21 protein-coding genes are annotated in these 22,902 nt (G+C 71.7%); 12 read left to right on the plus strand and 9 right to left on the minus strand.

Annotation, left to right across the window (positions count from 1 at the left end; all coding sequences use genetic code 11):
• Positions 1–352, minus strand: a 352-nt coding sequence (locus ACFRAR_RS28345) for a helicase associated domain-containing protein (protein ID WP_380701257.1), incomplete at its 3' end; no start/stop codon positions are given.
• 538 nt (positions 353–890) lie between these two features.
• The gene (locus ACFRAR_RS28350; protein ID WP_380701205.1) at positions 891–1,268 is read right to left on the minus strand and encodes a peptidoglycan-binding protein; all 378 of its coding nucleotides are present in this window, start codon (positions 1,266–1,268) and stop codon (positions 891–893) included.
• 859 nt (positions 1,269–2,127) lie between these two features.
• On the opposite strand from ACFRAR_RS28350, the gene ACFRAR_RS28355 reads away from it, so the two are divergent.
• From ACFRAR_RS28355 to ACFRAR_RS28370, 4 genes are all read left to right on the plus strand, one after another.
• Positions 2,128–3,132 (plus strand): hypothetical protein, encoded by a 1,005-nt coding sequence (locus ACFRAR_RS28355; protein WP_380701207.1) that lies wholly within the window; start codon positions 2,128–2,130, stop codon positions 3,130–3,132.
• 149 nt (positions 3,133–3,281) lie between these two features.
• Positions 3,282–4,532: a S1 family peptidase gene (locus ACFRAR_RS28360; RefSeq protein WP_380701209.1), complete on the plus strand. Its 1,251-nt coding sequence runs from the start codon at positions 3,282–3,284 to the stop codon at positions 4,530–4,532.
• Between the two features lie 24 nt (positions 4,533–4,556).
• Positions 4,557–5,054, plus strand: coding sequence for a hypothetical protein (locus ACFRAR_RS28365; protein WP_380701211.1), 498 nt, complete (start codon positions 4,557–4,559; stop codon positions 5,052–5,054).
• Between the two features lie 387 nt (positions 5,055–5,441).
• Positions 5,442–6,008 (plus strand): DUF6461 domain-containing protein, encoded by a 567-nt coding sequence (locus ACFRAR_RS28370; protein WP_380701213.1) that lies wholly within the window; start codon positions 5,442–5,444, stop codon positions 6,006–6,008.
• 351 nt (positions 6,009–6,359) lie between these two features.
• Here the strand turns inward: ACFRAR_RS28370 and ACFRAR_RS28375 are convergent, their stop codons facing one another.
• Both ACFRAR_RS28375 and ACFRAR_RS28380 read right to left on the minus strand, forming a co-directional pair.
• Positions 6,360–9,653 (minus strand): trypsin-like peptidase domain-containing protein, encoded by a 3,294-nt coding sequence (locus tag ACFRAR_RS28375; protein WP_380701215.1) that lies wholly within the window; start codon positions 9,651–9,653, stop codon positions 6,360–6,362.
• A 25-nt stretch (positions 9,654–9,678) separates the two neighbouring features.
• Positions 9,679–10,098, minus strand: a complete 420-nt coding sequence (locus ACFRAR_RS28380; protein WP_380701217.1) for a CU044_2847 family protein — start codon at positions 10,096–10,098, stop codon at positions 9,679–9,681.
• A gap of 350 nt (positions 10,099–10,448) precedes the next feature.
• Between ACFRAR_RS28380 and ACFRAR_RS28385 the strand changes: the two genes are divergently transcribed.
• The 3 genes from ACFRAR_RS28385 (at position 10,449) to ACFRAR_RS28395 (ending at position 13,032) form a co-directional block, all read left to right on the plus strand.
• Positions 10,449–11,414, plus strand: a complete 966-nt coding sequence (locus ACFRAR_RS28385) for a hypothetical protein (RefSeq protein WP_380701218.1) — start codon at positions 10,449–10,451, stop codon at positions 11,412–11,414.
• A 70-nt stretch (positions 11,415–11,484) separates the two neighbouring features.
• Complete coding sequence (locus tag ACFRAR_RS28390; RefSeq protein WP_380701259.1) at positions 11,485–12,222, plus strand: transposase family protein; 738 nt, start codon at positions 11,485–11,487, stop codon at positions 12,220–12,222.
• A gap of 315 nt (positions 12,223–12,537) precedes the next feature.
• On the plus strand, positions 12,538–13,032 hold the full coding sequence (locus ACFRAR_RS28395; protein ID WP_380701260.1) for a transposase: 495 nt from the start codon (positions 12,538–12,540) through the stop codon (positions 13,030–13,032).
• Positions 13,033–13,343: 311 nt separating this feature from the next.
• On the opposite strand, the gene ACFRAR_RS28400 is transcribed toward ACFRAR_RS28395, so the two are convergent.
• The gene (locus ACFRAR_RS28400) at positions 13,344–13,511 is read right to left on the minus strand and encodes a hypothetical protein (protein ID WP_380701220.1); all 168 of its coding nucleotides are present in this window, start codon (positions 13,509–13,511) and stop codon (positions 13,344–13,346) included.
• A gap of 170 nt (positions 13,512–13,681) precedes the next feature.
• Positions 13,682–13,960 carry a DUF559 domain-containing protein gene (locus ACFRAR_RS28405; RefSeq protein WP_380701222.1) on the minus strand — a complete coding sequence of 93 codons (279 nt, stop codon included), beginning with the start codon at positions 13,958–13,960 and terminating at the stop codon, positions 13,682–13,684.
• A gap of 49 nt (positions 13,961–14,009) precedes the next feature.
• Here ACFRAR_RS28405 and ACFRAR_RS28410 point away from each other — a divergent pair, with 49 nt between their 5' ends.
• Entirely contained in the window at positions 14,010–14,636 is a 627-nt protein-coding gene (locus ACFRAR_RS28410) for a hypothetical protein (RefSeq protein WP_380701224.1), read from the plus strand.
• Complete coding sequence (locus tag ACFRAR_RS28415) at positions 14,633–15,178, plus strand: hypothetical protein (protein WP_380701225.1); 546 nt, start codon at positions 14,633–14,635, stop codon at positions 15,176–15,178. Before ACFRAR_RS28410 ends, ACFRAR_RS28415 begins: the two co-directional genes overlap by 4 nt.
• A 490-nt stretch (positions 15,179–15,668) precedes the next feature.
• On the opposite strand, the gene ACFRAR_RS28420 is transcribed toward ACFRAR_RS28415, so the two are convergent.
• From ACFRAR_RS28420 to ACFRAR_RS28430, 3 genes are all read right to left on the minus strand, one after another.
• Complete coding sequence (locus ACFRAR_RS28420; RefSeq protein WP_380701227.1) at positions 15,669–16,358, minus strand: hypothetical protein; 690 nt, start codon at positions 16,356–16,358, stop codon at positions 15,669–15,671.
• Between the two features lie 332 nt (positions 16,359–16,690).
• Complete coding sequence (locus ACFRAR_RS28425) at positions 16,691–17,293, minus strand: hypothetical protein (protein WP_380701229.1); 603 nt, start codon at positions 17,291–17,293, stop codon at positions 16,691–16,693.
• A gap of 65 nt (positions 17,294–17,358) precedes the next feature.
• Positions 17,359–21,228, minus strand: coding sequence for a helix-turn-helix domain-containing protein (locus ACFRAR_RS28430; RefSeq protein ID WP_380701230.1), 3,870 nt, complete (start codon positions 21,226–21,228; stop codon positions 17,359–17,361).
• A 334-nt stretch (positions 21,229–21,562) separates the two neighbouring features.
• Between ACFRAR_RS28430 and ACFRAR_RS28435 the strand changes: the two genes are divergently transcribed.
• From ACFRAR_RS28435 to ACFRAR_RS28445, 3 genes are all read left to right on the plus strand, one after another.
• The gene (locus ACFRAR_RS28435; protein ID WP_380701232.1) at positions 21,563–22,165 is read left to right on the plus strand and encodes a hypothetical protein; all 603 of its coding nucleotides are present in this window, start codon (positions 21,563–21,565) and stop codon (positions 22,163–22,165) included.
• Positions 22,166–22,299: 134 nt separating this feature from the next.
• Positions 22,300–22,491 carry a hypothetical protein gene (locus tag ACFRAR_RS28440; protein ID WP_380701234.1) on the plus strand — a complete coding sequence of 64 codons (192 nt, stop codon included), beginning with the start codon at positions 22,300–22,302 and terminating at the stop codon, positions 22,489–22,491.
• Positions 22,492–22,512: 21 nt separating this feature from the next.
• Positions 22,513–22,719, plus strand: a complete 207-nt coding sequence (locus tag ACFRAR_RS28445) for a hypothetical protein (protein WP_380701262.1) — start codon at positions 22,513–22,515, stop codon at positions 22,717–22,719.
• Positions 22,720–22,902 lie beyond the last annotated feature (183 nt).

Below are 22,902 nucleotides of genomic sequence, written 5' to 3' on the forward strand. Positions count from 1 at the left end.
GGCTCCCCCCGGGGGGGGGCCGCCCCCCCGGGGGCGGGCGCGCTGGCGCCCCCCCCCGGCGCGGGGGCCCCCCCCCCCGGGGGGGGGGGGGCGCCCTCCAGTGGTTTCTCAGGGCCGCAACAGCGTAGCGCCGACCACGGGCACCGGCCTCGGGCCGGGGGCGGGGCCACCAGGCCACGCCCAGAGCCTCCAGCTGCCCGCGCCGCTCCTCGCTGAACTTGTCCCGGCGGGCCTTCTGGTTGGCCAGCCAGGTACCCAGCGACAGCCCCTCCGCCGTCTTGTGCGTGCGCGGCACCTTCGCGTGCCCGCTCGACGAACGCCACCAGCGCAGCCAGGTGCTGCTGGAACCGATCCGCCCGCGACACTTTCGGCTTCGCCGCGGCCGCTGCCCGCGCCGCCGCCAGCTCCAGGTCCTCCTCGATGCCGATCGCCGTCAGCAAGTCCCGCTGCTCCTGGTCGAGCTCGGCGAAGCCGGCCCGCCGCGCCCGCACCCACTGGCCGAACTGCTCGCCCTCGAACTCCGTCTCCACCGGCAGCTGCGCCCAGTCGACCCGGCCATCCGACCGCGTAGGAGCGCTGCCGAACGATCGGCCAGGCCAGGCACCACCACGGGTCGATCTCCTCCAGCGCGGCCCGCAGCCCAGCCAGCCACGCCCCGATCGCATACCCGCCGACGGCAGCCCGCGCCGGCGCCGCCAGCGAGCCGCCATGCTCCTTCGCCCACACCCGCGCCCAGTCGAGGCCGGCCTCGAACCGCGCGTCGGAGACGGACCAGATCATCCCAAGCCGATCGAGCATCTCTACCCGGTGTCGCGTACCCAGGCCGGAAAGCCCGAGAAGCGACCGCACATGCGCTTCATCCTGCTCTCCGGCCCACCGCTCGTCACGCGTCAGTGGAGCGAGGGCAGGTTCCAGTAGCAGCCGTACTCGTCCTTGGTCGCGGTGAGGACGTAGTCGCCGGTCTGCGGGCCGACGACGCCATCTTGGGGCAGACCCGCCCACCGCTGGAGGGCGATGACCGCGCCGTAGGTGTCGCTCCCGAACGCGCCGTCTTCCGCGATGGTGTGGTAACCGGTCTGCCAGTGCAGGCTGTTGGAGATCTGCTGCACGCATCGCACGCTGTTGTAGGCGTTGGCCTTGCCGTAGCCAACCCAGAGCGAGCCGGAGTTGGGCACGGCCTGGGCGGTGCCCGCGACCCCGACGGTCGCCAGGGCGGCAGCCGTGAACAGGAAAGCGCCTCGCCGCTTGGCGGACGCGGCGCGCGACATGCTGTTCGACGTGCTGTTCAAAGGAACCCCCAGTAGTTGAGAAAGACGATCGATCGTCGAGCACCTGACTATGGCCGATGATCCTCCGAAGGTCCAGGCCTTTCGGGTGGCAGCTTCGCCGACGGGCCTGAGGTTCCCCCGAGGTGCGGAAGGTTGCCGGAGATGGCCTGATGGGCCATGAGAAGAGAAGGACCGCCGGGCGAAGCTGACCCCGGGGCAGCTCGCGCAGCTCGCCGAGCACGGCGTGGAGTGGGCGTAGACAGACCCCCGGACGGGGGCCCCGGGTGCCGGGGCCCGCGAAGCCTTGCGAGGCCCTTCGGGGCTCTTTCGCCTGCGCCCGGGGCCGGGGATCTGCTGCGGGCGCGGGTCCAGGTGGTATGCCGGTCCCCGGGAGCCTGTCTGCGGCGCGGCTGCCGGGCTGACGCCAGCGGGGCGGTCGGAGGCAGTGGCACGACCGGTCGCCGGCAGGCCGGCTCGGCTCCTGGCGGACGGCCGCGCGCCGGGGCCGCCGCAGTGCAGTTCTCCCGCTGGCATCGCACCGGCCCGGTTGGTGTGCTGCCGGAGCAGCGCCCCGGCAGCCGCGACACCGTCGGCGGCCGCGCGCAGTGCGGGCAACACACTCCGGGCGCCGGGTGCCGAGTGCTGGGGTTCGGTGTTCGCCCTGCGCGGGTGGGCGGCGGGTGGGCGAATCCCCTTCCACGCGTGGGGGCAGTCCCGCGCTCGGGGCGGCCGGACCGCACCCGGGGGCCGAAGCGGGCCCCGGGGCGGTGGTGGTCCCGCCGGCTGCGAGGGGCGCGGCCCCGGCCGTGGGGCCCGGTGGAGACCGGCGTCCGGCCGTCGGCCCGCGACGGAGCAGGCCATGACCCCGTCCCCCGGTACCGGGACCGAGCCGCCGGCAGAGAACGACCGCCACACCGCACAGGCCGCGCCCGGGGACAGCGAACCCGGCGGCATCCGTGCAACCGGCACGACCGGGCAGAGCGGGGGCGGTGGGGTGTCGAACCGGGTGGAGGGCAGCACGGTCGGCGGGAGCGTGTTCCAGGTCGGCGGGGTCGGCGGCGATCTGACCGTCCACCAGGTCCACCACCACGCGGCGCCCGCCCCGGAGGTGCGGTGGCCGGTGTTCCTCGGTCCGGTCCCGAATCTGGCCGGGCACTTCCAGCATCGCCCCGAGACCGTAGTGCTGCGGGCCTCGCTCGCCGAGGGCGGTGCGAGGACCGCGGTGCTGGGGCAGGTCGTCACCGGCACCGGCGGTGTCGGCAAGACCCAGCTCGCCGCCCACCATGCCCACCAGACCTGGCAGGTATCCCTCACCGCCGCAACCGCGGCCGGTACAGCCAGGGAGGCAGGTGCGGCTGGTATGGCCGGCGGCGGCCCGACAACGGGGGCCGCCGCAGCGGGGCCCGAGCCGGTGGCTGCGAGCGGCCCTTCCCCCGCTGAACCGCCGGACGGCGTGAGCCCCGCCGGGGCCATCGGGGCCGTCGGGGCTGGCAGCGTCGCGGAACGGGGGCCGGTAGCGGTGGATCTGGTGGTGTGGGTGAACGCCGCCACCGCCGGGGCCGTCACCGCCGCGTACGCCCAGGCCGCCCGCGAGGTGGTGCCCGGCCGGTACGACGGGCAGGACGCCGAGGAAGCGGCCCTCGGTTTCCTCGGCTGGCTGCGCGGCAGCGGGCGGCGGTGGCTGATCGTCCCGGACAACGTTCCCGACCCTGCCGCGCTGACCGGGCTGTGGCCGCCCGAGGTGCCCGCGGGGCGGACGGTGGTCACCACCCGCAGCCGCCACGCCGCCTGGACCACTCCCACCCGCGCCCTCCTCCAGGTCGCCGTCTACACCCCGGCCCAGTCCCTCGCCCTCCCGGGGTGAGGGGTTCGCTGGACCAGCTCCCACAGCAACAGCCGCCTGGCCGGGCCGGGGCCGACAGTTCGGCGGCGCGGACCACGGAAATCGCTCGTGCGGGTGACAAGGCAACTGGCGGCTGGTGCTGGTGGTCCGCGGTGTGGGGTACTGGGCGGATGCGTACCAGCAGGACGGCCGCCGCCGGGGCCCTGCTCACCCTCCTCACCGCGGTGCCGGCCCGGGCGGCCGCGACGCCGCCCGGGCCCGGCGCGCACCACGCAACCGGCATCGTGGCCCCCGAGGTGCTCCGCCGTCAGGCGGCGCTCGACCGGCTCGCCGACGCCATCACCGAGGAGGTGCCCGAGCACCGGCGCGCGACGATCCCGGGCTACGCCGGGCACACGATCGACCCTCAGCAGGGCCGCCTGACGCTGTACTGGCACGGCACCGTTCCCCAGCGCATCACCGACCTGCTGACGCACACGCCTCCGGGGATCACCGGCCAGGTCCGGCAGGCCCCCTTCACCCTGCTGGAGCTGCGCGAGGCGCGGGACCGGCTCGTGGCGGCCGCCGAAGGCGGCGTCGTGGGCGCGGTGTGGACCTCGGCCGGGCCCGCCCCCGACGGGACCGGCCTGACCGTCGGCTACACACCGGACCCGGTCCGCCAGGACGGTGCCCGCGCGCGCGAGCAGATCGCCGCCCGCGCCGCCGAACTCGCCGGAGTCCCGGTCGAAGCCACCCCGGCCGCCGCCCCGACGGCCACCGCGACCCGCCACAACGACTCCGCCCCCTGGAGCGCCGGCGCCGAACTCTACGCCCCTGGCAATGCCTTCTGCACCAGCGGGTTCGGCGGCTGGCGCGGCAAAGTCGCGGTGCTGCTCACCGCCGCGCACTGCGGGACCTCCGGCACCTACAAGACCGGCACCGGAACCGTCATCGGCTCCGTCAGCGACGCCGACACCGCCCTCGACGTCGCCGTCATCACCACCAACGGCACACCGTCCGGCCGCTGGTACGACGGCGCGTACAACAACGCGGCGGGCTCGTCCCGGCGCGTGTTCGGGGCCGGCCGCAACAACGTCGGCGACCTGGTGTGCTCCAGCGGCGCGATGAGCGGCGCGCACTGCGCGCTGAAGATCGACCGGACGGACTTCTCGGCCGACGTGGACGGCGTCTGGCACTCCGATCTGGACAGCGCCGTCCGCACCAACGACAACGACAGCGCCGTGGCCCAGGGCGACAGCGGCGGACCGGTGGTCGCCAGCGTCACCGGCGGCGACGACATGCAGGCCCGCGGCATCATGGCCGCCGGCACCGGCAACAAGGTCGTCTGCGGCGACACGGCGATCCGTACCGTCTGCTACGACACCGTCGCGTTCACCCCCATCGGGCCGATCGTCTCCAAGTTCGGCCTCTCCCTCGCCTGACACCACGAAAGGGGGGCCGCGTCCATGGACGTCGCACTCACCAGCCGGCTCCTGCTCGCCGTCGGCCTAGCCGTCGCCTGCGGCGCGGCCGCCGCCCAGCCCGACGAGCCGCGGGAACGGGCGCTGGCCGACTTCCAGCAGAAGATCTATCAGGCAGGTGTCGGCCCGGCGACCTGGCACGTGAGCATGGTCGGGGCCAGCCCCGGCGACAAGGTCCAGACCGTCGAGGTGATCGGCGACCTTGCCGCGGCCCGCCGCGCCCTCGACCGGCGCTGGCCCGGCCAGACCCGGGTCGTGCGCGGCCACATCGTCTCCGACCTCGCCTACCGACGCGGACACGACTACCCGTTCGAAGCCGGCCTCCAGTCCCTCGACCAGCCCGGCTTCACGGTCTTCAAAACCGACCTCGCACCGGACGGCCACACCACCACCGTCGGCGTCGTCGGCGACCTCGATGCCGCCCGCGCTTACCTGGAAGCCCACTACCCCGGCCGCACGGTCGTGCACGGCAACACCCGCTGACCGGCCACGAGGGACGGGCGGACTCGTCCCGGAGAAGATCGGCGGGCCCGCCACGCCAGGGAAGCGGGACCACGACCGCCAGCCTGCCGCACGCGCGGGTCAGCCTCACCACCCCCGCCCTACTCGACCATGCCCACGCCGAGGACGACGAGCGGTGGCCCGACGCGGTCGCCCGCGAACAACACGAATCGGAACTGACCTACGCAGCGCGGTGCGCGGTGGCCGCCGCCCAGGACCACGCCCACCACGAAGGCTTCGACAAGCACACCGAGCACGAACCGAACCCGGACAACACCGGGTGGTACGAATAAGCGAGCCGGGCTACACGCCCCGGACTGCCAGGACCCACCCGCCCTACCGGGACCACCCTCCGAAGGAGAAGCACACATGGACGACCACACGCCGGACCACAGCTGGTTCCGCGACCTCTACCCCTCGCTGCAGGACGCGTACTGCCTGACACTCGTCGAAGGCGTGCCCGCCCGGGAACTGCTGCGTCGGGCAGACGCCGAGACAGGCCCGCAGGTCACCGGCGTCACCGCCGTCTGCGATGTGGCCGAGGACCTGGAAGCCGAAACCGGCGGCGAGAGGATGCTCATCGCCGCAACCGACCTGGACGGCTGGACACTGGTCATCGAGCCCAACGGCTATCTCGGAGTCCGCGAGGAGTCGATCGCCGCCTGGGCGGATGCCACCCTGGTCTCACACTTCCGGAACATCAACGCGAACACCTCCTTCTGCTGGCACGCGGACGGAACCACCCGGCTGCGCGCCCGGGACATGGCCACGGACTCCATCACCGCGGCCGTACCGGACTTCAACCCGGCGCGATACGCGGACAAGACCGAGATGGCCCTGGCTCTCTCCGGACACCTCACCACTGTCCGGATAAACCCGGAACTCTTCGAGACAAGCCTCTTCGTCACCGGAACCGTCGAGGAACCGCGAGACTGACCCCCGGCCCCGGCCCCCTGACCGAGACCGGGAAGACAAACGGCTCGAACGGGGCCGCCGGATCCGCAGGCGTGGGTGTTCACCACCGAGAACCCGCCCGTCGTCACGGCCTCCCAGGATCGGATACCGCTGCCGCCTGCCCGCGCAGCCGCGCACGGCTGATCGCCCCCCTCACCAGCCTGACCGGTGCCCTCGCCGAGGCCGCCGCCGACGGCCCTCCCTGGGGCGCGGCGTCGCCGCGCCGCGCACGGGCGACGGAGCGCCGTCTCCCCGGCTTCCGGGCGTTGGCGGTAGACCATGATCACCTCGCACCGGTGACGCCGCGACGCCACCGTCCTTGCGAACCTAGGTTCATGAGGGGCACACAGACACGGCGGGCTGGACCTGAAACACTGTCCTCTCTTCGGAGGTCATGTCGCGGCCGACGGTCGCGCAGATCGCGCGAATCGCGTCGGCCGGATTGTTGTAGGCCCACAGCCTTGCGCTGCCGTCGTCGCCGGCGGTGACGAGAGCGCGTCCGTCCGGGCTGAACGCCACCGACCGTACGGGACCGGTGTGGCCGGTGAGAATGTCGGTCAGCTTGCCGGTGACGGGGTCCCACAGCCGCACGGTCGCGTCGTCGCCGGCGGTGGCGAGGGTGTGTCCGTCCGGGCTGAACGCCACCGACCGCACGGGACCGGTGCCGCTGACGAGGGTGGAGGTGGGCGTGCTGGTGGCGGCGTCCCACAGCCTTGCGCTGCCGTCGTCGCCGGCGGTGGCGAGGGTGTGTCCGTCCGGGCTGAACGCCACCGACCGCACGGGACCGGTGCCGCTGACGAGGGTGGCGATGCTCCCGCCCGTGGCGGCGTCCCACAGCCTTGCGCTGCCGTCGTCGCCGGCGGTGACGAAGGTATGTCCGTCCGGGCTGAACGCCACCGACCGTACGACACCGGTGTGACCGGTGGGCGGGGCGCTGGGCTTGCCGGTGACGGGGTCCCACAGCCGCACGACGCCGTCATCGCCAGCGGTGGCGAGGGTACGTCCGTCCGGGCTGAACGCCGCGGACAGGACGACACCGGTGGGGATGCTGAAGGTGGTGGTGGGCTTGCCGGTGGCGGAGTCCCACAGCCGCACGACGCCGTCCTCGCCGACGGTGACGAGGATACGTCCGTCCAGGCTGAACGCCGCCGACCGTACGACACCGGTCCCGCTGGCGGCGGTGGCGATGCTCCCGCCGGTGGCGGGGTCCCACAGCCGCAGGACGCCGTCGTCGCCGGCGGTGGCGAGGGTGTGACCGTCCGGGCTGAACGCCACCGACCGTACGGGACCGGTACCCCCTCCGAAACGATCGCGGAAGGGAAAGCGCACGTTGTCGCGAAGGGCTGCGGCGGCTTCCGTGGTGGGGCTGATGCGGTAGGCCGCGACCGCGAGGAGGCCTGCGAGATCGGGCTCGTCGGCGAGCCGGGCGGTGGACTGGTTGGCGAGCACGCGGGATCGGTCGGCCTGCTGGGCTGCCCGGGTGACGCGCATGAGCTCCTGGGTGGTGCGCTGGTACTGCCATTGCTGCCACGCGACTCCCGAGGCGATCAGGGCGACGGCAAGGGAGGTGGCCAGGACCGTGTTGAGGCGCCGGCTGCGCCGGGCGGCGGCTTGTTGGCGGCGGAGTCCGGATCGCAGGAAGTCGTCGAGGCTCGCCGGAAGTCGGCGGTGGCTCGCCCAGTCGGTGCCTTCGGCAAGGAGGGTGCCGGTGGGCAGGTCCTGGGGGTCGTGATGTCTTTGCCAGCGAGTGTGTTGCTGGCGGACACGGTCGAGCCAGTCGTGGAAGCGGGCATCCTGCTCGACCCATTCGCGCAGGGTGTCCCAGTCACGGATCAGCGCGTCGTGGACCAACTCGGCCACCGCAGTCCCCTCCGCGTCCTGCGCGCCGTCCGGCTGCGCGCCTTCGTGGAGCCGGTCCGTGGTGACGATGCGGTGCCGGGAGAGAACCGCCAGGACCTCGCCCACGGCCCGCAGCGCCTCGGGCGTCGTATCGTCGGTGGCCAGGTCACGCAGGTCGTCGAGCGGGAACTGCTGGCGCGCTGCCGGGATGTTCAAGGAGACATCGGCAGGCCGGACCAGGGCGGTGAGAATTCTGCGGGCGGTGTCCCGTTGCCGGGGGGCGAGTTCGCGCAGGGCGGTTTCGCACCAGTCGGTGAGGGCACCGGTGACGGCGCCGATGCGGCGGTAGGCGTCGTGGGTGAGGCGGCCGTCGTACTCCAGGCGGCGCTCCCACAGCCGAGTGAGGGCAACTTCGAGCAACGGCAGGACGGTGACGGGTGCGCCGTGGACGCCGGTAGCACGGGGGTTGAGGGCGAGGACGTCGGCAATGATCTGCTCGGCGAGGCCCGGGTCGAAGCGGGTGTCCAGGTCGCGGGCGGGGCCGGTGACGATCGCGTCGAGGTCGGTGGTAGTGAGGACGGCGGGGACGTTGAGGACGCCCCTCGCCTGGAGTGCGGCGTCCAGCAGGCTGGGGGCGAGCGCGGACAGGCGGGAGTAGAAGTCGTCGCGCATCACGAGAACCACACTGAGCGCGGCGTCGGAGCGGATCGCGATGGTGATCCGGGCGAGCGTTTGGAGGGCCTCGGGGCCGACGGAGGGCGCGAGGAGTTCCTCGAACTGGTCGACGACCAGCACGACACGGGGCTCACCGACCTCACAGGCCGCACCGCCGGTCGCGTCCGCCCCGGCGTCCCCGGCCTCGCTCCCGGGCAGGCCCGCCCGCGCCAGGGCGCCCGGCAGATCCGGGCCCGGCCGCGTGAGCACCTGCCGCCAGCGGTCGCTGCCCTGCAGGCGCCCTGCGGCCAGTGCGGGCAGGACCCCCGCCTGGACCAGGGAGGACTTCCCCGAGCCGGACGGGCCCAGGAGCAGCACCACCCGCCGACCGCCGTCGAGTCCCGCGAGGACCTGGCACACGGCGTCCTCGCGGCCGCGGAACCAGCGGGCGTGCTCGGTGGTGAACGGCTCCAGCGCCCGGTACGGCGACACGTCGAGTTCGTCCAGCTCGCGCGGCTCGTTCAGCGCGGACCGCACCCGGCGCAGGACTGAGGTGGGGGTGGCGTAGGCGATTTCCTGGCCCCGGTTGTGTCCGTCGGCGGGCGCGATCGAGGTGAGCATCCCCACCACCAGTCCGGTCACCTCGTCCAGAACCGGCCCGCCGCTGAACCCCTGCGTCAAATCGTTGGCGCCGGTCAGCTGCAGCAGCTCACCGACCTTGCCGTCGTCCGGGAGGATCCCGCCGGCCGTGGCGTACCCGAAGTGCCCGCCCGGCGGCGCCTGCACGGGAAACCCGAACGAGCACACCCGGTGCCCGCGCGCGCCCACCGCCGACCCCAACCGCAACGGCTCCATCTCCACCGGGCGGTCCAGGCGCACCAGAGCGACGTCCTGCTCGTCTGACTCGCGCCACGAGCCCTCCAGTACCCGGCCGGCCACCTCTGGGGCGCCGTCCGCGCGCGGGAAGGCCAGCGTCACCACGTCCCCGGGGCCGTACCCGCCGTCCGCCAGGACGTGCGCGCACGTCACCAGCAGGTCGGCGGCGACCAGGAACCCCGCACCCACAACCAGTCCCGCTTCGTCGCGGACCTGCGCGACGGCCGCCGCCAGACCGTCCACCGCACCGGTCGGCAAGGTCCCCCGTCCTACCGTCATGTGGTCAGGCCGCCGGCTCGTCGCCGGCCGCGCAGATGCCGGCCTCCGGCTCGTCGTCGCCTTCGGGAGCGTCGGCCCTGCGAGCCGCGGCGGCAGCCGCCGCGTCGCCCCCATCCTTGCGCCACGTCACGCGCACCGTCAGATGGCTCTTGACGGCGGTCTTCGTGATCACCAGCCCGGCCGCGGCGGACAGGTCGACCCCGAACTCCACCTGCACCTCGTCCGGCCCCGCCTCCCGCAACCGCGCCAGCACCGTACGCGCCAGACCGGTCACCGGCTCCAAGGCAGTTCCCAGAGTCTCCGGCAGCTCCCGCACCGCGTCCCCGGCCCGGCCGGCCTTCACCGGCCCCGCCGCGGCCTCCTCCGCCTCGACGAGGACCGAACCCCCGCCGTCCAACGGCACCCGCGCCAACTGCTGCCCCACGACAACCCTCCCCACGCGCCGCCCCACGGCGGCAACGGCCACACCGTAGTACGCGCACCGGCAATCAGTGAAACCGCGAACTCCCCGACAGATAGGGATGATTGGACCGCCAGGAGAAGGACATGGCGGGGAACGGGGAGCAGCCCGGTGCGGCGGGGTGGGACGGCGTGATCGGGTCGTTCCGGTACATCGCCCAGGACAATTACATTGTCCTCTCCGAAAACGGGGATCCTGAGAGCTTCGCCTTCTTCGAAAGAGGTTGGCTGCAAGATTTCGTAGTCTGGATCTTCGTCTGTGCGCTCGGCGGGGCCACGGTGGGGCTGACCCCGGGAATCGCGACAGCGCTCAGAGTGCAGCCGACCACCGCCGTCACACCCCGCCAGATCATCCGCGGAGAACTCGTCCTCGGCACGACGCTGGCCCTGGTCGCCGCGCTCACGGTCGCGATCGAGTTCTTCCTGGCCTACACCGTCTACAACTACGTCCTCAATCCCCCGCCAAGGGGTTTCAAGCCCACCGACATCGCCGACACGGCGGTGTCGGCCCTCTGGCTCGGATCGCTCGCAGGGGTCGCGGCGTGGCTCACCAGGAGCAGCGCCCGGCGGTACCTGGTCTTCATCCTGTGCTCCCGCGGCCGGCTGCCCCGGCGACTCGGTGCCTTCCTGGACCACTGCTGCGACGCCGGACTGATGCGCGTGTCCGGCTCCTCCTACCAGTTCCGCCACCGCGAACTCCAGCACTGGCTCACCGCCCACCCGGACCCCACGACCCACAACACCGACCCGCTCGCCACCCCGGCACACCCCCCCCGGACGGTGCCGCGCCCGGGCGGACCACAAGGACCGCCCACAAGCTCCAGCCTGAAGCCACGGCCGCTCGCAGCCAGGCCCGCAGTCCGTCCGGACGAACCGGCCGCGTCCCCGGCCACCGGCAGCCTGGGCACACCGGCATCCGCCCACACCTCGCCGGTCCCGGCCACCGCCCGGGCACGAGCCGACGACGCGCCACTGGAGCCCGGCCTGATCGGTGAGGCCACCGCCGGCACCGTCGCCGAGCCGCGCGAGCAGCCGGACGTGCCGGTCACCCAGCGGGAGAGCGGGCCGGGCCCGGACGGCTACCCGGCCCAGGCACGGCGGGAACTGGCGGCCCGAGGACACGCCCTGGCCCGGCAACGACCGGACACGCACCACGAACCCGCACCACTCGCCTTACGGGCAGCCCCCTGTCGGTGTATAGGGAAAACTGGCTCTGGCAAGATTTTCGTAGCCGGAGATCATCTCGCCGGCGGTGGGCAGCTACTGGCAGTGCTCGACTGAACTGGCTTCGCTGTTCCCGCACTTGGCGGACGTGATTGTGACCTCGGTCGATGGGTCCGGTCCCGTCGTGGTGGTCCAGGCCCGTACACGGTCCTGGGACCCAGCAGCGTGTACGGGATGCGGGGCCGTGAGCGAGTGGATCCACAGCCGGTACGTACGGCAGCTGGCCGACGCGACGGTCGGAAGCAGGCCGGTACGGATCGACTTGAGCGTGCGTCGCCTCTACTGCGAAAACCCGGCCTGCCCCAAGGTGACCTTCGCCGAACAGGTATCAGGGCTGACGGTGCGCTACCAGCGGCGGACCCCGCTGCTGCAGCAGCTGGTCGAGGAGGTCAGCGTCGTGCTGGCCTGCCGCGGCGGGAGCCGGATGCTGAGCATCCTCAACATCACGCTCTCGCGATCCACCGTACTCACCCAGCTGATGCGGGTGCCACTGCCGCCGCTCGTCACACCCCGGGTGCTGGGGGTGGACGACTTCGCGCTCTACGGCGACACCTACGGCACCCTCCTGGTCGATGCCACGACACGGCTCCCGCTGACACTCTGGGAAGGCAGGGACGCCGAACAGCTGAGCCGCTGGCTACGAGAGCACCCCGGTGCCGAGATCACCTGTCGTGACGGATCACTCACCTACCGCAGGGCATCGCCGACGGCGCCCCCGACGCAGTCCAGGTCAGCGACCGCTTCCACCTCTGGCAGGGCCTGTCCCGGCGCGTTCAGGACATCGCCGCCGCCCACCGCGGCTGCCTGCCCGAAGCGCTCACCGCCCTGCCCGCGCCGGGTCGGAGCCCGCCAAGACAGCGAGTAGCGATACCGGCGATGCGGACGGCCTGGCCGTCCGACACGCACGGCGGTTGTTCGAAGCCGTGCACGCACTGACCGGCACCGGCCGCTCGCACAGCTCCGTGGCCCGTGAACTCAGCCTGGATCGCCGCACGGTGCGCAAGTACGCCCAGGCCCGCACCTGGCAGGAGGTCGTGCGGCGCTCTTCCCGCCGCCCGTCCACTCTTGTCCCTACCTCGACTACCTGCGGCAACGTTGGGACGAGGGCGAGCACAACGCGGCGATTCTTCATCAGGAACTTGTCGGTAAGGGCTACCTGGGGCACTACCAGCGCGTGAAGATGGCTCTCGCACCACTCAGGCGCGGCCTGCCTCTGGACAAGCCGCTCGAGCGTCCGCCTTTCCCACGAGAAGCCGCACGCTGGATCATCACCAGCCCAGGCCGGCATGGCCCGCAAACCGCCGAGCGTCTGCGTCGGCTGCTCGAACACTGCCCGGAACTCCGCCTCACCCACGACCTGGTCCGGGACTTCGCCGCCATGCTCGACACCCGCGACGCCACACCACTGGAGGGCTGGCTCGGACGACTCGCCAGCAGCGGGCTGGCGCCCCTCGCCGGAATCGCCACCGCCCTGCGCGAAGACCAGCACGCGGTCGCCCAGGGCATCACCACGCCTCACGACTCCGGCGTCAACGAGGGCCGGATCACCGACGTCAAGCTCCAGAAACGCATCGTGGGCGGTCGAGCTGGCGTCCCGCTTTTCCGCCTCCGGGTTGTACTGATCGCCCGTCTACGCCGCCGGTACGCGGGCCGACCTGCCACAGGCCCGGGATGATCTTCGGCTATGAAAATCTCGGCGAGGCCGTGACCGGTTCAAAATCGCTGGTCAGGGCTGATCGCGAGCTTGCAGAATCAGCAACATGCCGCGCTTCTTGTGTGACCGTTGCCGACGCCCGCTCACCACATCGGTCACCAAGATCAAGGTTCCGCCGCTCGTCCCGCCCTCAGAGTCTTCCGACGTCCGGACGCGACCGCCCCGGATGCCCCGCGGCACCTATGCCCCGAACGAGGCCGCGGAGTGACGGGCGCGTCGGTGGATGAGCGCAGGCGTGCCGTGGCAGCGTGGGACGTGGGAACGTCGCCGGTTCAGATCCGGCCGAGGGTCTGGCCCCTGTCCATGCCCCAGGTGGAGTCGACGGCACCCCAGATCGTGTCGGGCGTGCTGGTACCCAAGGACGAGCCGACGATGCCGCCCCAGTTCGAGTCCGGCATGCTGATGCCCCAGACCGAGTCCCTGCGCGCGCGTGCGGCCATGACGTCCTCCCCAGCGTTCCGTGATCGGACGCACCACTGTAAGCGTGATGACCAGGCATGTCACCGCTCTTCCACGATCCGATCCCGCACGCGCGCGGGCGGTCCTCGGATGTTGCGGGGATCGCCCCGCCTTCTTCGCACGGTGTACCTGGGACGGCCGCCTGTGTGCCTCAGTCGGTGACTGCCAGAGGCGCCTCCACGCCATGGTGCTTGAAGATGTTCGTGAAGAACCGCTCCACGAAGGCTGGGATCGACTGTCGGCGGAGTTCGCTCGTGGTGACGCGCCAGACGTCGTAGCCGCGGAGCTTCAACTCACGGTCACCGCGCACGGTGCCGTCGACCGCTTTGGTGCCCGAGTAGTGCTGGGGTCCGTCGACCTCCACGATGACGCGGATTCCGTTGGGCAGGAGGATCAGGAAGTCCATGCGGTGGTTCAGCCGCGCCAGCACGCCCCGTTCCTCCACGGTCTTCGGATCCCAGTGCAGCCAGACCTCGGGGGTGATCTTCCGGGTCCGGGCCGGGAACGCCGCCCTGCCGCTGGTGTCGGCCTACGACGTGTTCGAACAGACCTGGAGCCCGCCTATGCCACTCCTGTTCCAACGCCGGTACGGGACCGAGGACCGCCCGCTGACCCACAGCTACATCCGCGAGTGCCTGGTCGCGACCTCGCAGTCCGCCCAGATCACAGTGGCCGGCGACCCGCTCGAATGGCGCCCCCACGACTTCAGAAGGATCTTCGTGACCGACGCCATCCGCTCCGGACTGCCCCCGCACATCGCCGCGAAGATCTGCGGCCGCGACTACGCGACCCCGTGCCAGCATGAAAACGCCTGTGTCAGGTGCCCCCTACTCCGCGTGGACCCAGCCCAGATGCCACGCCTCCAGGAGATCCACGCCAACCTCGTCGACCGTCTCCAAGAGGCCAAGAACCAGAGCTGGCTCGGCGAGGTCGCCGCCATCGAGACCACCATGGCCGCCGCCACGCAGAAGCTGGAGGCCATGCGCGAGCGTGAAACTCAGCCGTCCACGGTCCACCTCGGCATGCCCGACATCCGACGCGACACCGGACGAAGCAGCGCCGACGCTGAGACAGCCTTCCCAACGGGTCCTAAGCTTCGCAGATGACCTACGAAGAGCTGTGCTGGGAACCGATAGCGGCGCTTCCAGAAGGCGAGCCCGAGACGTCCTTCGGCGGGCGTTGGGAGGACCGGCTCTGGTTGAACGTTCCTGGCCCCTTCTACACCGGCATCGCCGACAACTGTTGGACGGGCCGACTGCACGCACCGCGTCATGTGCTCTACGGCGGCGAGTACTTCGGTGAATATGTGTATCGCCAGCCGGTGACCACGGCCGAGGTCCTGAACCTGGTGACAGCAGCCCAGGAAGATCCGTACCGCGGCTATGCCTGCGACGGTGACAGCCGATGGACACCCGAGGCTGTTCGGGACTGGTGGCGCGACCGTGGGCGGGTCACCGAGTACCTGGAGTCCCTCCTGCCCAGATGGTCGTCCAGCGACATGTCCGACGAGCGGGAAGCCGCGGAGGGGCTGAGGGACTTTGCCGCCTACATCACTGAAGGGCTCGGCGCGGACCTCCGGAAGTACCTCTTCCGGCTTGAAGAGGGCTGCTACCCGAAGAACTCCGGACCACTGCCTGAGCTCCGATAAGCAATGACGGCCATGGGGTGCTCGGTGCTCTCGCACCTGGACACCCGTGAAGTGGGCTCAGGCGCAAGGTGGCGCGACCTCGATGACCGTGGCCGCGCCACAGCGCGACACGCTCGGATGCCGCCAAGTACCAAAATTTCCGCCCACTACTTTCAGTAACTCGACTGCGATCCGTCCAACCAGTCAGCCAGTTGGTTTACTTCGGATGAGCCTGCGTCCGATGCCCCGTCCTCATCGCTTCCTCTGCGGAGAGGGCCCGGCTGGTTGAAATCTGTGACAACCTCGCCGACCGGATCGCCGAAGCCCAACGCGAGGGCTGGCTCGGCGAAGTCGAAGGACTCTCCGTCAGCCTCGCCGCAGCGCAGGAGAAGGTCTACCAACTCGACGTCCAACAGGAGCGCAGGGCCTCCCCCGTCTTCATGGGTATCCCCAGGTTCGACCAGATGACCGCTCGCACGCACGAGGCACGGGACCTGTGAAAGCCGACCGGTCAAGCCCCGTACGTTCGTCCGCGAGGATCACCGATCGTTGGCTTCTGCCGCTCGCCCTCGGGGGTGAAGGTCAACGACCCGGGGAACGAGCCCACGCCGAAGCGCACTGCGAGAAGCTGCGGTTGCTCCTGCTCGGGCGGCCACGATTCAGTCCCTGGGCCGCTGCCGTTCCACAAGTGGAAGACCACCATCGGCTGCTGCGGATCCTCAGTGAGGTAACCGAGCGTCTTCCCGCAAAGAGGGTTGTTCCCTCCGAACAGCACAGAGGGAGAACCAAACTCCGCCGTCACGTCTGCCCAGGTGCGGTCCGCAGCGGCCCACCGCCGGACACGGCCAGTGAGGGCCTCGTACGCCTCCCCGGTGAGAACCCGGTCGGGCTTGAGCCAGCCACTCTGCTGCGCGAACTCCGCGTACACCGAGGAGATTTCATTGCAGTCGGCCTGTGCGGGGAACAAGGCCTGGAAGGCCCCGGCGATGCCGATCGAGGTCCAGAGCCCCCGGTCTTCCCAGCCCCGCTGCAGCTGGGCCCACGCCTCGGGCCGGCGTTCCACGAACAGCAGGTGATCAATCAGGATCCGAAGAGCCGCCTCGCCGCCGTACATCCCGGGTCGGCGAAGGGCGAGGTTGAGCTGGTCGACGAGGTGAGTGTGGATTTCTTCAGCAGCGGCAAGGGGAGTAGGAAGGGTCACCCCGCACAGTCTTCCGCATGATGATCCCCCGTCATCGTGAACAGAGCCGCAGAGTTAGGTAGTTCAGAGAACAGGAACAGGCCGTCGAGCGGACCGCCGACGAGCCCGCGGTACACACCCGGGCCGCGGGCCGGGGTCCGGGGCTTCGTGGTCCGCGCCGTAGACCCGGCCCCGCAGCAGCGCCTCGTCATCCATGCCGCTCAGCATCCCAGCCGGCACCGACACCGGGAGGCCCGACGGGGAAAGGCCGACCCGCGCCCGTTCGGGGGTTCGGGCAACGGGCCGGCCCTTGCCCCAGCGTGCGGGTACACCGGCCCGCCGCGCACCTGCGGCTACGCCAGCGCGGCGACGGCCCCCGGCCGCTCCGCACCGATGACGGCGCCCGTGGCCACAGGGGCGACGGCACCGCTCTCGTCGGGCAGCCACAACCGGGCGGTCCGCGGACGGTGCCCCGCACCCCGGCCCGAGGAGCGGACCTCTACCTCGCGGCCAGTGAGCTGTCCCCAGCCGTCGCCCAGGCCGGACCACCGTCGGTCGGTGACCTCCAGGCGCAGCGTGGCGCCGGTCCAGGGGCGGCCGTGGCAGAGCATGACGGCGCCGGTGCGGCGCAGGTGGGCCTCCAGGCGGGCGGTGGTGCGGGGGGCGAGGTGTCGGGGTGGGCGGACCAGGAGGACGGTGCAGGCGTCGGCGAGGGCGGTGACGACTTCGCCGAAGTGGTGCTCGCCCACGTGGTCGGCGACGACGAGGCGTTGCAGGGGCAGGCCGTAGCCTGCGGCGGCGAGTCCGAGGTCGGGCAGGTCCACGGCGGCGGCCCAGCAGGCGGGGTCGGCGGCCAGGGGGTCGGTGGCGAGGGCGAGGAGCAGGGCGGTGTCGTCGGTCTGTACCGCGGTGCCGCGTGGGAGGCCGCCGGCGGGCAGGAGCGGGGCCCATCTCACCGAGCAGGTCGTAGAGGCCGGCCTCGTCCAGGACCTCGCCGACCTCTTCAGTGAAGCCATCAGGGTCAGCAGACCTTCCGGTAGGGCACCTCGGGGAGGTACGTGTCCCAGTCGGTTTTCGGCAGTCCGCCTGCGGCTCGTTCGCAGATGTCGACGGCTTCCCGGTCCGGGGCGATGGTGAACTCGTGCACCGGCACGCGCTCGGTCGCCGTGCGCAGGGTGCGGTCGTCGGGGCCGAACGCCAGGGAGAGGGCGGCGCCTCCCGGTACCGGGAGGGCCGGGCCCAGTGGCTGGTGGGATGCGAGGTCCCACATCCGCAGTGTGCCGTCGGTGCCCGCGGCGGCCAGGGTGCGGCCGTCGTGGGAGAAGGCCAGGGCGGAGATCGGGTCGACCGCCCCTGCGGTGTTCGGCCTGAAGGTGCCGGGCAGGACACCCAGGTTCCGCTCGGCGGCGCCGTCCCAGAGCGTGACGCGGCCGGCCTCGTCGCCGGTGGCCAGGTACGTGCCGTCCGGGCCGAACGCCACGGCGTGGGTGGTGTTCTGCGTGAGCGTCCGTGCGACCGCCCGGCCGTCCGTCAGGTCGACGACCTGGTTGTGCGAGGTGACGACGAGCCGCCCGTCCGGCCGGACGGCGAGTTGTTCTCCGCCGATACCAGAGATCACCCGTGTCCTGGCCAGTCCGGCGATGTCCCAGACTTCCACCGCCTCCTCCAGCGGCATCCGTGACACCAGGAGCGACCGTCCGTCCGGGGTGAAGGCGATCGCGTTGACCTCGTCCGCCGAACGCCGTTCGGGAGCCATGAGGTCCAGGGTCGCGGTCGTACGGCCGGCGGAGACGTCCCAGACGGACACACGGGGCGGTGAGGTCGGTTGCCGGTGGTCGACGACACCATAGGCGAACGCTCCCCCGTCGGGGCGAAACGCCATGACGACGCCACAGGAGAAGGAGAGCGGCATGCCCTCGGAGGGCCGCAGGCAGGACATGCCGGGCAGGTCGACGACCTGTCCTCCGCCGCGCGGATCCCTCAGCTGGATGCCGTACGAGCTGTCGCCCTCGTGCGCCAGCAGGGTGGCGAGCGTCCTGCCGTCGGGGCTGGACACGGCAGCCGCGATCGGCCGGCTCGTCCAGGCCGGGGCGAGGGCGTTCGTGAGGTCGACGGTACGGACCGCGGCTCCGGTCTCGCCTTCCAGGTAGCGGATCCTGTGTTCCTCCGGATCGAGCCTGAACTGGCTGGCGTCGGTGTTGGCGAGCGGATGCCGGAGGATCGGGGCCGACGGTGTCTCCAGGCGCCACAGCAGCAGTTCCTTGCCGTCCGAGGCCGCCATGAGCGTTCCGTCCGCGCTGAACGCCGCCTCCGTGATGTCGGCGTGCTCGATCCGCGGGAGTTCCGTCCCCGAGGCGAGGTCCCAGATCCGCACTCCCCCGTTGTCGACGACCGTCAGCAGGCGGCTGTCCGGCGTGAACCCGACCGCCTGGCCGAGGCACTGCCGCGCGGTGACCTCGGGAGCCCCCGGGACGGGGACCTCGCGCTGCTCGGGCACGTTCCACACCTGGACCGGACCGCCGGGAACGCACAGCGCCATCAGACGGTCGTCGGGGCTGACGGAGGCGTCGGGGTACGGGTAGTTCAGCAGGCGGAGTTCTCGCCACATCTGCTGCTGTCTGGCACCCGACAGGCGGCGCAGCTCGTCGCGGCCGGCCGGCCTGCGCTCAGCGGCCCGGGCGCGTCGTTCGAGCAGTAGCCGGCCGGTTCGGGAATCCCGGAGCTGGACCACGTCGTCCGCGCCCTCGGTGGCGTAGAGGAGCAGGGTCCGTCCGCTCGGACCGAGCCGGGCCGCCGTTCCGTCCAAGCCGGGGTCGAACGGGTGGGAAGCCAGCGGGGACCCGCCCGCGCTCCCCTCCGTCAGGTCCCACACGTTCACGTGGTCGTACTCGAACACCACGAGTGTCCGGGCGTCGGCGCTCATGTCCTCCGCCTGGTCGGCCTCGGTCCCCAGGCCTGGGAGTGTCGCCACTCGCCGATGCGTGTCGACGTCCCACTTCACCACCTCGTCCCGGCCGATACTGACCAAGGTGCGGCCGTCGCCGCTGAGGAAGTGGGTCTGCGGGACGGCCTTTTCGGAGGGCGGGTCGGTGAAGACGTCCCGGTCCGACTGGAGGGCGGCGCCGAGCAGTGCGGACCGTGACTCGGGGAGGTCGGCGGCCTTCCACGCGGCGAGACTCAGCCGCATCGCCGTGACGGGGTCGGAGGAGCGCATGCCGTCCGCCACCGCGGCGGCGCGGCGGGCTGCGGCCTCGGTGCGGCGGCCTTCGCCGGTCCGGTTCTGCTGCCACGCGACTGTCCCGGCCAGCAGGACGAGCACGACCAGGGCGGACAGTGTGGCGAGCAGGGTGCGCAGCCGCCGGGCGGAGCGCGCGGTCTTCCGGTTCTCCTGGTCGCGGGCGGTGAGGACGGCGGTGAGGAAGGCCAGTTCCAGGGGGGTGAGGTCGTCGCGGCGCCCGGCGTCGGCGAAGGTGGCCTCGGCCGTTGCCAGGCGGGTGCCCCGGTAGAGCGCTCCAGGGTCGTGGCCCAGTTCCTCCCAGGCCTTGGCGGCTTCGGTGAGGTGTCGGTGGTGGCGCAGCCTGTCGCGGGCGTCGTCGATCCACGCGTTCAGGCGCGGCCAGGAGCTGATCAGGGCTTCGTGGGCGAGGTGGACGGTGTCTCCGTCCAGGGTGATCAGCCTGGCGCGGGCCAGGCTTTCCAGCACCGCTGCGGTGTCGGCGTCACCGGTACCGAGGGACTCGAGTTCGGTGCGGCCGGCGGGACGGCTCGTGTCCTGCGCGCCGTCGCCCGGGGTGACCAGTCGCAGCAGGATGTGCCGGGCGACGGCGGCCTGCCCCGGTGTCAGGTTGCCGTAGGCCTGTTCGGCGGTGCGGGCGATGGCGCCGCGTACCCCGCCGGCGGCCTCGTAGGCGTCCTCCGTCAGTGCCCTGCCCTTGCGGCGGCGCCAGGTCTCCAGCAGGGCGTGCGACAGCAGCGGGAGACCGCCCGGCTCGCCGTCGACCTCCTCGACGATCCGTGAGGTGAGGGCACGCTCGACGATCAGGCCCGCCCCGGCAGCCGGCTTGACGATCGCCTCCCGCAGCTCGGCCGGTCCCATAGGCCCGACCAGCAGCGTGGCCTCCCGCAGAGCTACGGCGAGTCCGTGGTGGTCCGCGCAGTGGCCGAAGAAGTCCGCCCGCACCGCCAGGACCACCCGTAATCGGCTTTCCGGATCGCACGCGGCCAGCAGCAGACCGAAGAAGGCGGCGCGTTCCGCCGGGTCGGTGCAGAGCGTGAACGCCTCCTCGAACTGGTCCACCACCAGCACCGTGTCGCCCGTGCCGTTCCCGGGCGCGACCAGCACGGCGTGGTCGGAGGCGGGGCGCGGGCCCGGGGCGAGGATCCGGATGACGGCCGGGCCCGTGCCCGTCGTGCCCCGGTCCCGGAGCGCCGGGATCAGTCCGGCACGGAGCAGGGAGGACTTGCCGCTGCCCGAGACACCCACGACGGCGACCAGGCGACGGGAGTCCACCAGGGCCAGCAGGTCGGCGACGAGCCGGTCCCTGCCGAAGAAGCGCTCCCGGTCACCGGGTTCGAAGCGGGCCAGGCCCCGGTACGGCGCATCGGCGTCGTCACCGTCCTCGGCGGCCGCGTCCCGAGCCGCGGCGTGCCAGCGCCGCTCCCACTCCGCGAGGTCCCCGCCGCAGGCCTCCGCATAGGCCAGCACCACCGGCAGCGAAGGGAGCTGCTGCCCGCCGGCCGCCCGCGACAGCGTCGCGACCGAGTAGCGGGTACGGCCGGCCATCGCGCGGTAGGTGACGTTCCCCGCCTCCCGGCGTAGCTGGCGCAACTCGGACGCGAAGCGCTGGACCGGCCCTGCGGCCGGATCCAGCGGGCCTTCTTGGCGGCCCATCCGTGTCCTCCCCCGCTCGGCGGCACCCGGACCGTCAACGTACGCACCGGAGAGAGCCGCGGCAACGGCTTCTCAACGGCCTGTCCTGTTTCATCCGTCGTTCCGGCCCACGGAGCCGCACTTTGTTTCACATGGTGAGGAGGGCTGCGCAACAACCAGTCGGCCGTGAAAGCTCGGTCGTGTCAGGGCCGGAAGGCGACACCACCGCCCCTGACGCCGGCCCGACCGCGCCCCGCGGTACCGCCGCCCGCGTGGGCTGCGGTGCACGTGCGGCGGAGATTCCGAGCCGGGCAACGTCCCTCACCCCTCTGTTTCGCACCGACAGGAGACAGCCATGCGATTAGCCAAGATCCGTGCCGCAACGGTCGGACTCACCCCGACGCTGAAGGCGAAGCGATTGTCCGCGGCCACGGCGGCAGCGGTGCTGCTGGTGCTTCCTGCAGCGGGAGCGGCCCATGCGGCGCCAGGCGAGAAGACCGCGCATTCCGGCCGCTACCACGTGGTCGGTGCGGTGCAGGAGATCTCCCCTGAGGCTGCCGAGGGGCTGCGCTCCGGCGCTGAGCGGCAGGGCCTGGCCTCGTCGTGGGTAACGCCGTGGGCGCATTGGACGCCGTACGCGGGCGGAGAGGTGAACGATGTGCGTATGCACGTGTTCAGCGGCTCCGACGGCCACGACCGGGCGTACGCGGAGGCCTACCTGAACTATGCCTGGGACGGGCTGTACCTGGACGTCTCGCAGACTGCGGGAAACGGGCACTGGCCGTGGCAGGCCCAGAACCTGAGTACTGTCGGCGGGCAGTCACATCGGGAGACTGCCAGCGTCTATGACGGGCCGGGCAACTGGGTGCGGGCGTGCGGCGCTTCATGGGGGGATGACAACGACCCGTGGGGCAACCCGAGGTGGGGCACCAACATCGCATGCACCGCCTGGAACTGACCGGTCAAGGCAGAGGCCGGCTCCACACCATCAGGAGGTCGCGTTCCGCACCGGCTCCAGGACCGTCGCGCCGACAGCGGACGGTACTGCCCGCCGGGCAACGCCGATCTTCTCTCCTCAGGAAGGAACGTCCCATGAAGCGCATGAACCTGTCGACCGGGATCCTGTTCGGCCTCGCCGCAGTCACCACGGCGCTGACCGGCTTCGCCGTCCCCGCCGCGTCCGCCGCCGCACCCCAGGTCACCGCCGGCTGCTACGCGTCCTCCTGCAGCGGACGGGACCCCATCCAGATGGGCTGCAACGCGGACGCCTACACCGTGGAATAGAAGATTTCCGCCTACGGCACGATCGAACTCCGCTACAGCTCCTCGTGCAAGGCGAACTGGGCGAGGATCTCCGGTGCCTCGAACGAGCAGCTGTTCTGGGTGGAGAACAGCTCCGACATCCAGTTCTGGAACGCAATCGGCTCCACCGGCTACGGCAACATGGTCGACGGATCGGGCATCGCGCGAGCCTGCATCTCCGGCAACGGTCCCTGCACCGGCTGGCACTGAGACTCCTCTGCCCAGCCGGGGCCGGGAAGCCGCGCGGTACTCGCGCTGGTTCCCCGTCCCCGGGCCGGCGGCTGACTCTCCGGCAGCACCCGCCAGGCTCGCGTTCGAGCGACGGCCACGGCGCTCGGCGCCCCGCACGCCGGGCCATGGCCACGGCCTGCGACATCGGAGAACCTCAGGACT

Origin of the sequence: Kitasatospora sp. NPDC056651 (assembly GCF_042792155.1) — a bacterium.
In the GTDB taxonomy this organism is placed as follows: Bacteria; Actinomycetota; Actinomycetes; order Streptomycetales; family Streptomycetaceae; genus Kitasatospora.